At 65.7% G+C, this 14322-nt stretch carries 13 protein-coding genes; 4 read left to right on the top strand and 9 right to left on the bottom strand.

Annotation, left to right across the window (positions count from 1 at the left end; genetic code table 11):
* Positions 1-71: 71 nt before the first annotated feature.
* The 3 genes from ABWY06_RS13940 to ABWY06_RS13930 all read left to right on the top strand — a co-directional run bounded on the left by ABWY06_RS13940 (position 72) and on the right by ABWY06_RS13930 (position 5098).
* Positions 72-1691 carry an alpha-glucosidase family protein gene (locus ABWY06_RS13940; RefSeq protein WP_353926157.1) on the top strand — a complete coding sequence of 540 codons (1620 nt, stop codon included), beginning with the start codon at positions 72-74 and terminating at the stop codon, positions 1689-1691.
* A gap of 91 nt (positions 1692-1782) precedes the next feature.
* Positions 1783-2898 (top strand): maltose/maltodextrin ABC transporter ATP-binding protein MalK, encoded by a 1116-nt coding sequence (malK, locus tag ABWY06_RS13935; protein WP_353926156.1) that lies wholly within the window; start codon positions 1783-1785, stop codon positions 2896-2898.
* Between the two features lie 541 nt (positions 2899-3439).
* Positions 3440-5098, top strand: coding sequence for a glucan 1,4-alpha-maltotetraohydrolase domain-containing protein (locus ABWY06_RS13930; RefSeq protein ID WP_353926155.1), 1659 nt, complete (start codon positions 3440-3442; stop codon positions 5096-5098).
* Positions 5099-5364: 266 nt separating this feature from the next.
* Here the strand turns inward: ABWY06_RS13930 and ABWY06_RS13925 are convergent, their stop codons facing one another.
* The 5 genes from ABWY06_RS13925 to ABWY06_RS13905 form a co-directional block, all read right to left on the bottom strand.
* The gene (locus ABWY06_RS13925; protein WP_353926154.1) at positions 5365-6066 is read right to left on the bottom strand and encodes an ABC transporter ATP-binding protein; all 702 of its coding nucleotides are present in this window, start codon (positions 6064-6066) and stop codon (positions 5365-5367) included.
* A 3-nt stretch (positions 6067-6069) separates the two neighbouring features.
* Positions 6070-6837: a high-affinity branched-chain amino acid ABC transporter ATP-binding protein LivG gene (gene livG / locus ABWY06_RS13920; protein ID WP_353926153.1), complete on the bottom strand. Its 768-nt coding sequence runs from the start codon at positions 6835-6837 to the stop codon at positions 6070-6072.
* Positions 6834-8090, bottom strand: coding sequence for a high-affinity branched-chain amino acid ABC transporter permease LivM (locus tag ABWY06_RS13915; protein WP_353926152.1), 1257 nt, complete (start codon positions 8088-8090; stop codon positions 6834-6836). Before ABWY06_RS13915 ends, livG begins: the two co-directional genes overlap by 4 nt.
* On the bottom strand, positions 8087-9010 hold the full coding sequence (gene livH, locus ABWY06_RS13910) for a high-affinity branched-chain amino acid ABC transporter permease LivH (RefSeq protein ID WP_353926151.1): 924 nt from the start codon (positions 9008-9010) through the stop codon (positions 8087-8089). The genes ABWY06_RS13915 and livH overlap by 4 nt, the downstream gene beginning before the upstream one ends.
* A gap of 114 nt (positions 9011-9124) precedes the next feature.
* Entirely contained in the window at positions 9125-10246 is a 1122-nt protein-coding gene (locus tag ABWY06_RS13905; RefSeq protein ID WP_353926150.1) for a branched-chain amino acid ABC transporter substrate-binding protein, read from the bottom strand.
* A 294-nt stretch (positions 10247-10540) separates the two neighbouring features.
* On the opposite strand from ABWY06_RS13905, the gene ABWY06_RS13900 reads away from it, so the two are divergent.
* Positions 10541-10852 (top strand): DUF2288 domain-containing protein, encoded by a 312-nt coding sequence (locus ABWY06_RS13900; RefSeq protein WP_353926149.1) that lies wholly within the window; start codon positions 10541-10543, stop codon positions 10850-10852.
* A 205-nt stretch (positions 10853-11057) separates the two neighbouring features.
* Here the strand turns inward: ABWY06_RS13900 and phnE are convergent, their stop codons facing one another.
* The 4 genes from phnE to ABWY06_RS13880 are packed head-to-tail and all read right to left on the bottom strand — an operon-like array spanning position 11058 to position 14306.
* Positions 11058-11831, bottom strand: coding sequence for a phosphonate ABC transporter, permease protein PhnE (gene phnE / locus ABWY06_RS13895; protein ID WP_353926148.1), 774 nt, complete (start codon positions 11829-11831; stop codon positions 11058-11060).
* Entirely contained in the window at positions 11828-12655 is an 828-nt protein-coding gene (locus tag ABWY06_RS13890) for a PhnE/PtxC family ABC transporter permease (RefSeq protein ID WP_353926147.1), read from the bottom strand. Before ABWY06_RS13890 ends, phnE begins: the two co-directional genes overlap by 4 nt.
* A complete protein-coding gene (locus ABWY06_RS13885) occupies positions 12649-13458 on the bottom strand; it encodes a phosphonate ABC transporter ATP-binding protein (protein ID WP_353926146.1) in 810 nt (269 codons plus the stop codon). The genes ABWY06_RS13890 and ABWY06_RS13885 overlap by 7 nt, the downstream gene beginning before the upstream one ends.
* The gene (locus tag ABWY06_RS13880; protein WP_353926145.1) at positions 13455-14306 is read right to left on the bottom strand and encodes a putative selenate ABC transporter substrate-binding protein; all 852 of its coding nucleotides are present in this window, start codon (positions 14304-14306) and stop codon (positions 13455-13457) included. The genes ABWY06_RS13885 and ABWY06_RS13880 overlap by 4 nt, the downstream gene beginning before the upstream one ends.
* Positions 14307-14322: the final 16 nt, after the last annotated feature.

Raw genomic sequence — 14322 nt, 5'->3', positions numbered from 1 at the left:
TGGGAGGATGTGGGCGAAGGTGCCCACCCCTAGAGTGAGCCGGTCTTTTCCCCTCACGACGAAGGTGGCTTATGAATCGCAATGACTGGTGGCGCGGTGGCGTCATTTACCAGGTCTACCCGCGCAGTTTTTTCGACAGCAACGGCGACGGCGTCGGCGACCTGCTCGGCGTGCTGGAGAAGATCGACTACATCGCCAGCCTGCAGGTCGATGCCATCTGGCTGTCGCCTTTCTTTACCTCGCCGATGAAGGATTTCGGCTACGACGTGTCCGACTACCGCGGCGTTGATCCGCTGTTCGGCACGCTGGCCGACTTCAGCCAACTGGTGCGGGCGGCCCATGCGCGCGGCATTCGCGTGCTGATCGACCAGGTGCTCAATCATTCCTCGGACCAGCACGCCTGGTTCGAGGAAAGCCGCTCCAGCCGCGACAACCCCAAGGCCGACTGGTATGTCTGGGCCGAGCCCCGGGACGACGGCACGCCGCCGAACAACTGGCTGTCGGTGTTCGGCGGGCCGGCCTGGACCTGGGACAGCCGGCGCCGGCAGTACTACCTGCACAACTTCCTGGCCAGCCAGCCGGACCTGAATTTCCACTGCGAGGCGGTGCAGCAGCAACTGCTCGACGACATGACGTTCTGGCTGGCGCTGGGTGTCGATGGCTTTCGCCTGGATGCGGCGAACTTCTACTTCCACGACCGCCAGCTGCGCAGCAACCCGGCCAACCACGCGCTTCGCGAGGGCAGCATCGGCGTACGCAGCGACAACCCCTACGCCTACCAGCAGCATATTTACGACAAGACCCAGCCGGAGAACCTGCTGTTCCTGCGGCGCATCCGCCAGTTGCTGGAGCGCTATCCGGGCACTGCCGCGGTGGCGGAGATCGGCTGCGACCACTCGCTGCGCACCATGGCGGCCTACACCGGCGGCGGCGACACCCTGCACATGGCCTATTCCTTCGACCTGCTGACCGAGCAGTGCAGCCCGGCCTTTTTGCGCAGCACCATCGAGTCGGTCGAGGCCGAGCTGGTCGACGGCTGGCCCTGCTGGTCCATCGGCAACCATGACGTGGTACGGGTGATGAGCCGCTGGGCACTCAATGGCCAGCCGGACTGCGGTCGTGGCCGACTCTTTATGGCCTTGCTGCTGTCCTTGCGTGGCAGCGTCTGCCTGTACCAGGGCGAGGAGCTGGGGCTGGACGAGGCTGAGCTGCAGTACGAGCAACTGGTGGACCCCTATGGCATTCGCTTCTGGCCGGAGTTCAAGGGCCGCGACGGCTGCCGTACGCCCATGCCCTGGCATGCCCAGGACCCGCACGGCGGTTTCAGCGCCGAGCAGCCCTGGTTGCCGGTGTCGGCCGGGCACCTGCCGCTGTCGGTGGCCGCCCAGGAGGCGGACGAGGCGTCCATGCTCGCTACCTACCGGCGCTTTCTCGCCTGGCGCCGGCAGCAGCCGCTGCTGATCGAAGGCCGCCTGCGCGTGGTGCACCACGACGACGCCTTGCTGGTGTTCGAGCGCCGCCTGGGTGAGGAGGCCTGGCTGTGCCTGTTCAACCTCGGCGCCGAAGCGCGGCACTTCAGCCTCCCGAACCCCGTCGAAGCCCTACCGGCGCCTGCCAGCAACGCGGTCTTCGAGGGCTCCGGGGTACACTTGCCGGCCCATGGCTTCGGCTTTGCCCGCCTGCTCGGCTAAACGGGCTGGCTAGACCGTCGCGCCGACGGATTCGGCGCGCCTATCGCCAGCGGGTGGCAGCACCACCGCCCGCCTCAGGAGAACCGCCACAATGGCCAGCGTGAGCCTGCGCAATATCTGCAAGAGTTACGGCGACATTCCCATCACCCGCGGCATCGACCTGGAGATCGAGGATGGCGAGTTCGTGGTCTTTGTCGGGCCGTCCGGTTGCGGCAAGTCCACCCTGCTGCGGCTGATCGCCGGCCTGGAGGACATCACCCGCGGCGACCTGCTGATCGACGGCCAGCGGGTCAACGACAAACCGCCCATGGAGCGTTCGGTGGGCATGGTGTTCCAGTCCTATGCGCTCTACCCGCATATGAGCGTGGCGCAGAACATGGCATTCGGCCTGACCCTGGCCAAGGTCGGCAAGGCCGAGATCCGGCGCAAGGTCGAGGAGGTCTCGCGGATCCTGCAATTGGACGCGCTGCTCGAGCGCAAGCCCAAGGATCTGTCCGGTGGGCAGCGCCAGCGGGTGGCGATTGGCCGAACCCTGGTGCGCGAACCCAAGGTGTTTCTGTTCGACGAGCCGCTGTCCAACCTGGACGCCGCCCTGCGGGTGCAGATGCGCATCGAGATCTCCCGGCTGCACCAGCGCCTGCAGGCGACCATGATCTACGTGACCCACGATCAAGTCGAAGCCATGACCATGGCCGACAAGATCGTGGTGCTCAACGCCGGACGGATCGCCCAGGTGGGGCCGCCGTTGGAGCTGTACCACTACCCGTGCGACCGTTTCGTCGCCGGTTTTATCGGTTCGCCGCAGATGAATTTTCTGCCGGTGCGGGCGCTCAGGGCCAGCGCCGCGACGGTGGAGGTCGAGCTGCCGGGCGGCTCCAGCCTGTGTCTGCCGGTGGACGGCAGCGCGGTGCAGGCCGGCGATCCGCTGACCCTGGGCATTCGCCCGGAACACTTCGTCGACGCCGCCCAGGCGGATTTCGCCTTCCATGGCGAAATCGCGGTGGCCGAGCGCCTGGGCGACCACAACCTGTTGTACCTGAGCCTCGAAGGGGTCGAGTCCCTGGTCAATCTGCGCAGCGACGCTAACGGCCGGGTCGCGGTGGGCCAGGTTTATGCCGCCGGGCTGATGGCCAATAAATGCCACCTGTTCCGCGCCGACGGCCAGGCCTGCGCGCGGCACTACCGGGAGCCGGCGCTCCACGGCTGACCGCTGTCGGTACGTCTTCGGGCGCATTCTGCCTAAGGACTTCGCGCCGCGCATTTGTAGGGCGGGCAACGCCCGCGCATCCTGGCGATAGTGCGCGGGGGACCCCGGGCAGCGCGTGGACGCTATCGCCGCGCCCGGCCCAGCCCTCCCGCCACGATCCGGCTATGCCGAGCGCGTTTCGTAGGGCGGGCAACGCCCGCGCATCCCCTGTGGCTACCGCCTTCGTCGAGCACGCCGGCGGTGACGCGCGGCAGGGCTGACCGGTAGCCGTGCGCATCCATACCCGCCCGCCCGGGCGGGCCTGCCGTTTTGTGCTGCCTGGCGTTCGCCAGGATTCCGTTGGCTGTCCGCAACAACGCCAGGGCGTAGGGCCGCCCGAATCCTGAGCCGCTACGCCGGCTGCCTACGCCGTGGAAAAACCTCTGGAGGAGGTGGGGCCGACCCTGGCGTCGCGCCATTCTGCTGGGGCCGGCCCATGCCGGCCTTTGCATCCGGGCGTGCCCCGAACAGCTCACCACAATGACAACAAGGGAGCTTTACGATGAATCGATACCTGTACATCGCCGGTCTGGTTGTGGCCCTGACCCCGCTGGCCTGCCCCTATGGCCGCCTGCTGGAAGCGGCGGACGTCGACGGCAAGAGTCCCAACGCCGTGCGTTACCACGGCGGCGACGACATCATCCTCCAGGGGTTTCACTGGAACAGCATCCGTACGTCCCCGAACGGCTGGTACGCCAGCCTCGCCGAACGGGCACGGAGCATCGCCGCCGACGGTTTCACGACGATCTGGATGCCGGTGCCCTGGCGCGATTTTTCCAGCTGGCGCGACGGCAGCGTCTCTGGCGGCGGCGAGGGGTATTTCTGGCACGACTTCAACAAGAACGGGCGCTACGGCAGCGACGACCAGCTCAAGCAGGCCGCCAACGCGCTGCACGAGGCCGGCGTCAAGGTCCTCTACGACGTGGTGCCCAACCATATGAACCGTGGTTTCCCGAGCAAGGAGATCAACCTGCCGGCCGGTCAGGGCCTGTGGCGCGACGACTGCATCGACCCCGGCAACGGGGCCAACGACTGCGACGACGGCGACCGTTTTATGGGCGGCGATGCCGACCTCAATACCGGCCACGGGCAGAATTTCGAACGTTTCGCCGAGGAATTTCGCAACCTTAAGGACAACTACCGGGGCGGCGGCCTGCGCTTCGACTTCGCCCGGGGTTATGCCGCTGAACGGGTCGACAGCTGGATGGGCGCCGCCCTGGACAATGGCTTCTGCGTCGGCGAGCTGTGGAAAGCCCCTGGCGAATACCCAAGCGGTGATTGGCGGCATGGCGCGAGCTGGCAGCAGGCGCTGAAGGACTGGTCCGATCGCGCCAAGTGCACGGTGTTCGATTTCGCCCTCAAGGAGCGCATGCAGAATGGTAGCCTCGCCGACTGGCGCCATGGCCTGAACGGCAACCCCGACCCGCGCTGGCGCGAAGTGGCGGTGACCTTCGTCGATAACCATGACACCGGTTATTCGCCGGGGCCTAACGGCGGCCAGCATCACTGGCCGCTGCCTGACGCCCGGGTGCGCCAGGCCTATGCCTATATCCTCGCCAGCCCCGGCACACCGGTGGTCTATTGGTCGCACCTGTACGACTGGGGGCACGGCGCGCTGATCCGTCAGCTGATCCAGATCCGCCGCGCCGCCGGCGTGCGCGCCGATTCGCCGATCCGCTTCCACGACGGTTCTTCCGGCCTGGTGGCCAGCGTGACCGGCACCCGCCAGACCCTGCTGATTGCCCTGGGCTCCGACCTGGGCAGTCCGGCCCAGGTCGCCAACGGCAGCTTTACTCCGGTTCTCGCCGAGGACCAAGGCCAGCTGCGCATCTGGGCCCAGGACCCGGGCGACGACGGTGGCAGCCTGGTCAGCCTGCGGTTTCGCTGCGATAACGGCGTGACCCAGCCCGGCGACAGCGTCTACGCGGTCGGCAACCTGGCCGCGCTGGGCAGTTGGAATCCGGCCAACGCGGTGCGCCTGAGCGACATCAGCGCCTACCCGACCTGGCAAGGCCGCATCGGCCTACCGGCGGGCCAGGCAGTGGAGTGGAAATGCATCGTGCGCAGCGAAGCCAATCCGGTCCAGGTCAGGCGCTGGCAGCCGGGCGCCAACAACCAGGTGCTGACCGCGGCGGGTGTGGAAAGCCGCGGCGGGTTCTAGAGCATTTCCACGAAAAACCTGTCAGCCAGCGAGTGGGGCTCGACTCCGCCTTGGTGGGTTACGCCGCGCGGCAGCCGCGGCGTGATGTGTCGGAGTCGCGTTGCGCACGGCTAACGCCACCCTACGGAAAGCGCACCGGCGTAGCAGCCGCGGGGTGCCCAACTTGCTGTAGGTCCTCGATACCGAGGACTCGTCAGGGTTTTAAAAAAACCTAAAAAAAACCCCGTCGGGCACAACCCGACGGGGCTTTTTTAAGCGGCGCTGGCTTAGCCGCCGAGGTAGGCGTCGCGCACTTTAGGGTCGACCAGCAGGGCCTCGCCGGTGCCCTGCATGACGATCCGGCCGTTCTCCAGCACATAGGCGCGGTCGGCCAGCTTGAGCGCCTGGTTGGCGTTCTGCTCGACCAAAAACACCGTGACCCCATCCTTGCGCAGTTGCTCGATGATGTCGAAGATCTGCTGGATGATGATCGGTGCCAGGCCCAGCGACGGCTCGTCAAGCAACAGCAGCTTGGGTTTGCTCATCAGCGCGCGGCCGATGGCGAGCATCTGCTGCTCGCCGCCGGACATGGTACCGGCGCGCTGGGCGAAGCGTTCCTTCAGGCGCGGGAACAGGTGCAGGACCTTGTCCATCTGTTCCTGGTTATCGGCCTTGGTGCCGAAGAACCCGCCCATGGCCAGGTTCTCCTCCACGGTCAGGCGGGCGAACACCCGCCGGCCTTCAGGCACCACCGCGATGCTGCGGCGCATGATGTCGCAGGAGTCCAGGCCCACCAGTTCCTCGCCCTGGTAGCGGATGCTGCCGCTGGCCGCCCGCGGCGAGCCGCAGAGGGTCATCAGCAAGGTCGACTTGCCGGCGCCGTTGGCGCCGATCAGGGTGACGATCTCGCCTTTCTGCACTTCGACATTGATGCCGTGCAGCGCCTGGATCTTGCCGTAAAAGGTGGATACGTTTTCGAAGTACAACATGGCTTACGCTTCCCCCAGATAGGCTTTGATCACGTCCGGATTGTCGCGGATCTGCTCCGGCGTGCCGTTGGCCAGGGGGGTGCCCTGGTTGATCACAAAGATATGGTCGGAGATGCTCATGACCAGTTTCATGTCGTGTTCGATCAACAGCACGGTGACGTTGTGCTGGTCACGCAGCACGCCGATCAGCGCCTTGAGGTCGTCGGTTTCCCGGGGGTTGAGGCCGGCCGCCGGTTCGTCGAGCATCAGGATGCGTGGCCGGGTCATCATGCAGCGGGCGATTTCCAGGCGGCGTTGCTGGCCGTAGGCCAGGGTGCCGGCCGTGCGGTTGGCGAATTCGGTCAGGTTGACCTGCTCCAGCCAGTGCGCGGCGAAATCCATGGCTTCGCGTTCGCTCTTGCGAAAGGCCGGGGTCTTGAACAGCCCAGCGAGGAAATTGGTGTTGAGGTGGCGATGCTGGGCCACCAGCAGGTTCTCGATGGCGGTCATGTCCTTGAACAGGCGAACGTTCTGGAAAGTCCGCACCACGCCCCGGCGGGCAATCTGGTGACCGGGCAGGCCCTGGATCGCTTCGCCGTCGAGCAGGATGCTGCCGGACGACGGTTGGTAAAAGCCGGTCAGGCAGTTGAACACGGTGGTCTTGCCGGCGCCGTTCGGGCCGATCATCGACACCACTTGCCGTTCCTGCACGCTGAGGGCCACGTTGTTGACGGCCAGCAAGCCGCCGAAACGCATGCACAGGCCGCTGACTTCCAGGATAGGGCGGCTCATGACTTCAGCTCCAGGTGCGGGCGCTGCATGGGCAGCAGACCTTGTGGGCGCCAGATCATCATCAGCACCATCAGGGCGCCGAACATCAACATGCGGTATTCGCTGAACTCGCGCATCAGCTCCGGCAACAGGATCATCACCACGGCGGCCAGGATGATGCCCAGCTGCGAGCCCATGCCACCGAGCACCACGATGGCGAGGATGATCGCCGATTCGATAAAGGTGAAGGACTCGGGGGTGACCAGGCCTTGGCGGGCGGCGAAGAAACTACCGGCGAAACCGGCGAAGGTCGCGCCCAGGGTGAAGGCCGAGAGCTTGATCACGGTGGGGTTCATGCCCAGCGCGCGGCAGGCGATTTCGTCTTCGCGCAGGGCTTCCCAGGCGCGGCCGATCGGCATGCGCAACAGGCGATTGATCACGAACAGGGTCAGCAGCACCAGCAGCAGGGCGATCAGGTAGAGGAACACCACCTTGTTCACCGAGTTGTAGGCGATGCCGAAATACTCGTGGAAGGTCTGCATGCCTTCGGCGGCTTTACGCTCGAAGCTCAGGCCGAACAGCGTGGGCTTTTCGATATTGCTGATGCCGTTGGGGCCACCGGTCAGTTCGGTCATGTTGCGCAGCAGGATACGGATGATCTCGCCGAACCCCAGGGTCACGATGGCCAGGTAGTCACCGCGCAGGCGCAGCACCGGGAAACCGAGGATAAAGCCGAAGAACGCCGCCATCAGGCCGGCAATCGGCAGGCAGATCCAGAAGCCCAGGCCGAAATAGTGCGACAACAGCGCATAGCTGTAAGCACCGACCGCGTAGAACCCCACATACCCCAGGTCCAGCAGGCCGGCCAGGCCGACCACGATGTTCAGGCCAAGGCCAAGCATCACGTAGATCAGGATCAGGGTGGCGATGTCCACCGCGCCACGGGAGCCGAAAAACGGCCAGACCAGGGCCATCATGACCAGGCCGAGGATGATCCAGCGTTGGGTCGAGGGCAGGGTCAGGAAGTTGCTGGCCTGGCTCGGCAGCAGTGGCAGCTTGGGCGCCGAGGTCCAGGCGGCCGAAATGCGTCCACGCAGCAGCTGCCAGACGAACATCAGCACCGCGCAGGCGGCGATGGTCCACAACATGGCCGGCGACGCGCCATGCACTTGCAGGGTAATGCCGACGGTGGTCAGTTTCAGGCCGAGCACCGGGTAGGCCACGGCCAGCACCAGCAGGGCGCTGAAAAACGCCGTTTTGAGTGACTTACTCATACTTTTTCAACCTCCGGACGGCCGAGGATACCGGTCGGGCGGAACAGCAGCACCAATACCAGCAGGCCAAAGGCCACAACGTCTTTGTACTGATCGCCGAAGATGTCGGCGCCGAAGGCTTCGGCGACGCCCAGCACCAGGCCGCCGAGCATGGCACCCGGGATGCTGCCGATGCCGCCGAGCACGGCCGCGGTAAAGGCCTTGATGCCCACCAGGAAGCCGGCGTTGGGGTTGATCACACCGTACTGCATGCTCAGCAGCACCGCCGCGACGGCCGCCAGGGCGGCGCCGATGACAAAGGTCAGGGCGATGATGTTGTTGGTGTTGATGCCCAGCAGGTTGGCCATCTTGATGTCTTCGGCGCAGGCCCGGCAGGCACGGCCCAGGCGCGAGCGGGCGATAAACCAGGTCAGCGCCAGCATGGTCACCAGGGTCACGGCGAAGATCAGGATCTGCATGTAGGAGATCACCACCTCGTTGGTGGCGTTCTCGCCGAACACGAAGTTGCCCGGGATCAGGTTGGGGATCGACTTGTCCTTGGAGTCCTGGGACAGCAGCACGGTGTTTTGCAGGAAGATCGACATGCCGATCGCCGAGATTAGCGGGATCAGCCGGTTGCTACCGCGCAGCGGGCGGTAGGCGATGCGTTCGATGCTGTAACCGTAGGCGCTGGTGACCACGATGCTGCCCAGGAAGGCGGCGGTCATCAGCAGCGGCAAACTGTCCAGGCCCAGCATGGTCAGCCCGGCAATGGCGATAAAGGCCACGTAGGAGCCGATCATGTACACCTCGCCGTGGGCGAAGTTGATCATGCCGATGATCCCATAGACCATGGTGTAGCCGATGGCGATCAGGGCATAGGTGCTGCCAACGGTCAGGCCGTTAACCAGCTGTTGTAAGTAGTGATAGAGATCAGGCATTACCTAACTCCTCGGGCATCACGACAACTGCGCTCGTGGCGCGACGGATGTCCGAAATAGCAAATAGACAAAACCCACTGCCAAGGCAGTGGGTTTTGGGTTCAGGCGGGACGCTTACTTGGCTTCGGTCTTGGTGCCGTCGGCATGCCATTCGTAGACGACGAAGCTGAAGTCCTTCAGGTCGCCCTTCTCGTCGAACGCCAGTTCGCCAGTCGGGGTAGAGAAGGTGTTGGCGCGCAGGGCGGCCGCTACCTTGGCGGTGTCGGTGTCGCCGGCTTTCTTGATGCCTTCGGCGATCACTTGCACTGCGGCGTAGGCCGGGAAGACGAACGGACCGCTCGGGTCTTCGTTCTTTTCCTTGAAGGCCGCGACCAGCGCCTGGTTCTTCGGATCCTGGTCGAAGGACTTCGGCAGGGTCACCAGCATGCCTTCGGAAGCCGGGCCAGCGATGGCCGAGATTTCCTTGTTGCCCACGCCTTCAGGGCCCATGAAGCGGACTTTCAGGCCTTTCTCAACCGACTGACGCAGCAGCAGGCCCAGCTCCGGGTGGTAGCCGCCGTAGTAGACGAAGTCCACACCGGCTTGCTTGAGCTTGGCCAGCATCGAGGAGAAGTCCTTGTCGCCGGTGTTGATGCCTTCGAACATCACCACTTTGATGCCCTTGGCGTCCAGCACTTGCTTGACCGCGGTGGCAATACCTTCGCCGTATTGGCCCTTGTCGTGAATCACGGCAACGGTTTTGGGTTTGATATGGTCGGCGATGAAGTTACCGGCGGTCGGACCTTGCAGGCTGTCCAGACCAATGGTGCGGAAGATCAGCTTGTAACCACGGGTGGTGATTTCCGGGCTGGTGGACGCCGCGGTCACCATGATGATGCCTTCGTCTTCGTAGATGTCCGAAGCCGGTTGAGTGGAGCTGGAGCACAGGTGGCCGACGACGAATTTCACATCATCGTTGACGATCTTGTTGGCGACCGCCACGGCTTGTTTCGGATCGCAGGCGTCGTCATAGACCACGCCTTCGAGCATCGAACCGTTGACCCCGCCGGCCTTGTTGATCTGCTCGATGGCCATCTTGGCGCCCACGAACTGCATCTCGCCGTACTGGGCGACCGCACCGGTCACCGGGCCGGCGAGGGCGATCTTGATGGTGTCAGCCGCTACCGAGTAGCTGGCAACGCCGGCCATGGCCATGGCGGCAAACAGTTTGGAAATCTGCTTAGTAGCCTTGTTCATAGAGCTCCACTCTTAATGGTTTTTTTTGTGTGTTTTGTCATTGGTGTGGTTCTTACGGCCAGAGCGGCAGAACCGGTTGGACTCACCCCGGTCTAACCCCTGCAACTTTACCGGCTGAGTGTAGAGCGGGGCTTTGGGCGTTGAAAAGCCAGTACCGACGGCGGAACGCCTTGGTGTCGCTTAAGTGTAAGTAACGTATAGAAAAACGGCGTTTGCTCAGTGCCTTGCGGCAGCGCCTTGGGCTGTTCCGGGAGGCGCGATATCATGCCGTCGCTGACCTCACCGGTGGAACCCATGACACAACCTAGCACCCTCTATGCCAAACTGCTCGGGGAAACTGCCGCCATCTCCTGGATCGAGCTGCAACCATTTTTTGCCCGCGGGGCCCTGCTGTGGGTCGACGCTCACCAGGACTTGATCGCCGTGGCTGAAGCCGTCGCCGAGAACGACCAGCAGCGCGTCGCAGCCTGGCTGGCGGCCGGCCAACTGAGCAAGGTCGAGGCGCCCCTGGCCGAAGACCTGCTGGCACGCGATCCGACCTTGTGGGCGGTGGTGGTGTCGCCTTGGGTGCTGGTCCAGGAGCGCGTGGCGCCGGCCTTGCACTGAGCCGGGGCGGGCGGCGCGAGCCCTACGACTGCCTGGCGTGGGCCAACGTACACAGTGATGGTCCGCCGCCCACCCGCCGTCATACCCGCGCAGGCGGGTATCCAGTGCTGGCGACGCCAGTGGTCCAGAGGAGGCACGCTTCCATAGCATGGCCTCGGCGGCCCAGTCCGCTTTTTCGCACGCCTCGTTGGGATCTGCCGGCGTTCTACGCCCTGACCCAACGCTGACGCGCCCAGGCGCTCAGGGTGTCGACCGCCAGCACCAACGCCAGCATGGCCAGGATCACGCTCGCCGCCTGGGCCTCCTGGAACAGGCTGAGGTTGACGTATAGCAACTGGCCGAGCCCGCCGGCGCCGACAAAGCCGAGCACACTGGCCATGCGGATATTGTTCTCCCAGCGGTACAGGGTATAGGCGATCAGCTGCGGCACCAGGTTCGGCAGGGTGCCGTAGCAGAACGCGGCTATCTGGCCGCTGCCAGCCAGCCGCAGCGCTTCGGCTGGTGCGGCTGGGGTATTTTCCAGGGCCTCGGCGAACAGCCGGCCCAGGACCCCGCTGGTGTGCAGCGCCAACGCCAGGGTACCGGCATTCGGTCCGAGGCCGGCGGCCAGCACCATCAACGCCGCCCAGACCAGCTCCGGCACCGCGCGCAGGGCATTGAGCAGCAGGCGAGCCACCGCGCGTGCGGGCCACCCCCAACGGCCGGCCGCGGGCAACGCCAGCGCCAGGCCCAGGATGGCCGCCAACAGCGTGCCGAGCGCGGACATGGCCAGGGTTTCCAGCGCGCCCTGGCCAATCGTGCGCAGGTGCGTGGGCGACAGGTCGGGTTGGGCAAACCGGCTGGCATAGCCGGCCATCTGTTGCAGGCTGTCGCCTTCGAGCAAGGCGCCCAGGTCGAGGCCGAGGTAGACAAAGGACGCCACCACCGCGGCCAGGGCCAGCAGGACGATCACGGGGCCGGCAAGGGGGCTCCGGCTCATGTCAGCTGCTCGCGCAGCAGGCGGCTGAGGCGATCGGCCAGCAGCACCAGCAGCAGGAAGGTCAGCAACATACTGGCCACTTCGCCCCCGGCGAACATGCGCATCGACAGGTCCATCTGCTGGCCGAGGCCACCGGCGCCGACAAAGCCCATGATCACCGACGCACGGATCGCGCATTCCCAGCGGTAGACCCCATAGGACAGCATCTCGGCAGCGGCATTGGGCAGCACCCCGTAACAGAAGGCGGCCAGACGGGGACTGCCTGACACCAGCAAGGCCCGGGAGGGACGCAGGTCGACCGACTCGTAGATTTCCGCGTAAACCTTGCCGAGCATGCCGCTGTAGGTGATGGCGATGGCCAGCACCCCGGCGGTGGGTCCCAGCCCCACCGCCCGGACGAACAACAGGGCCCAGACCAGCTCGGGCACGCTGCGCAGCACGATCAGCAGGCCGCGCACGGGCCAGCGCAGGGCCGCGGTCCAGGCCGCCGGGCGGCCGTCGCGCAGCACGGCGGACAAGGACAGCGCGCGGCTGGCCAGCAACGAGGCCGGCAGGGCGATCAGCAACGCCAGTGCCATGCCCGCCGTGGCGATGGCCAGGGTTTCCAGCGTGGCGCGCAGCAGCAGGTCGAGAAAATCCGCCTGATGGGCCGGCGGCCAGAAACTCGCCACGAAGTTGCCCATATTGGCGCGGTTGCGTTCGTCCAGTAGCACTCCGAGATCGAGCTCGCTGAAGCGCAGCCCCGGCCACAGCAGCGCCACGGCCAGCAGGCCGATCAGCAGCCGCGGCAGTGCGGCGGGGTCCCTGGTCACGGCCTTCAGCATCGGGGCGCTTGTAGCCTGGGCGAGGAGTGTTCGGGTAGTGGCGCTGAGTGCAACTGCTGATTGGCGTACAGCCGCTCCAGCTCGGCCGGACCGACGCTGCTGGCCGCCTGGTCGAAGAGGATACGCCCCTCGCGCAGGCCGATGATGCGCGGAAAATGCGCCAGTGCCAGGTCCACCGCGTGCAGGCTGGCCAGCAGGGTGGCGCCGCGGTCCAGGGCCTCCTGGTTCAGCAGCTCCAGGGTGTGGGCCGACAGCACCGGATCCATGGCTGACACCGGTTCGTCGGCCAGCAGCAGTGGCGGCGCCTGGTACAGCACCCGGGCGATACCGACCCGTTGCAGCTGGCCCCCCGACAACTGGTCGCAGCGTTCGAACAGCTTGTCCGCCAAGTCCAGGCGCGCCAGGGCGGCGGTCGCGCCAAGACGGTCCAATGGATAGAGCAGGCTCAGCAGGCTCTTACCCAGCGACCACTGCCCGATGCGTCCGGCCAGCACGGCGGTCACCACCCGCTGCCGGGGCGGCAGCGGTGGCGCCTGGTGGATCAGGCCGATGCGCGCGCGCAGCCGTTGGCGCTGGCCGGCGGACAGGCGCCAAGGCGCGCTACCGAGCACCTCGACTTCGCCGCTGCTGGGCGGCACGGCCGTGGCCAGCAGGCGCAGCAAGCTGGTCTTGCCGGCCCCCGAGGGGCCGATGATGGCCACGCGTTCGCCAGGCTCGATCCGCAGGTCGATGCCGGCGAGCGCCACCTGGCCGTTGGCCTGGACCAGGCCCGCGCCGCTCAGGCGCAGGCCGGCGCCTGTCACTTGAGCAGGCCCGCGGCGCGCGCCGCTTCCTCGATGCCCAGGTAGTTTTCCGGGCGTGTCTCGATAAAGCGGCTGGCCGCCTGCAGGTCCAGGATCGCCTTGTGCTCGGGATTGGCCGGGTCAAGGGCAAGAAAGGCCGCCTTGAGCTTGGCGCTCAGGGCGGGGTCGAGACTGCCGCGCACGGTCCAGTTGTAGTCGTAGTAGCTGGGCGTGGTCGCAAAGACCTTGACCTTGTCGGTATCGACCTTGCCGGCAGCGACCAGCTTGTCCCACACCGAGGCGTTCAGCACGCCGCCATCGACCTTGCCGGCCTGGACCCAGGCGACGGTGGCGTCATGGGCGCCGGAGAAGGCCACGCGACTGAAGAACTGCTCGGGGGTGATGCCGTCCTTGAGCATAAAGTAGCGTGGCATCAGGCTGCCGGAGGTCGAAGAGACCGAGCCGAAGGCGAACGTCTTGCCCTTGAGGTCCTGCAGCGACTTGACCGCGGGATCGGCGCTGATGAATTTGCTGGTGAATTTCTCGTCCTGCTCGCGCTGCACCAGGGGGATAGCGTTGCCGGTTTTCAGGCGAGCCTGGACGAAGGTGAAACCGCCCAGCCAGGCCAGGTCCAAGCGATCCGCGGCGAGGGCTTCGACCACGGCAGCGTAGTCGGACACCGGCACGAACTCGACCTTCATGCCCAGTTGCTGCTCCAGGTAAGCACCCAGGGGTTTGAACTTGCGCAGCAGTTCGGTGGGCGCCTCGTCGGGAATGGCCGATACCCGCAGCACCTCGGCGGCGTGGGTCAGGCTGGCCGACAGGGCGAGCACGAGGCTGGCGGCGAGGGTCAGGGTACGTTTGAGCATGGGCTTCTCCGGTGCG

Source organism: Pseudomonas sp., from assembly GCF_040514055.1.
Classification (GTDB): Bacteria; Pseudomonadota; Gammaproteobacteria; order Pseudomonadales; family Pseudomonadaceae; genus Aquipseudomonas.
Note: the sequence above shows the minus strand (reverse complement) of the source record. Positions and strands in the feature narration are given on the sequence as shown.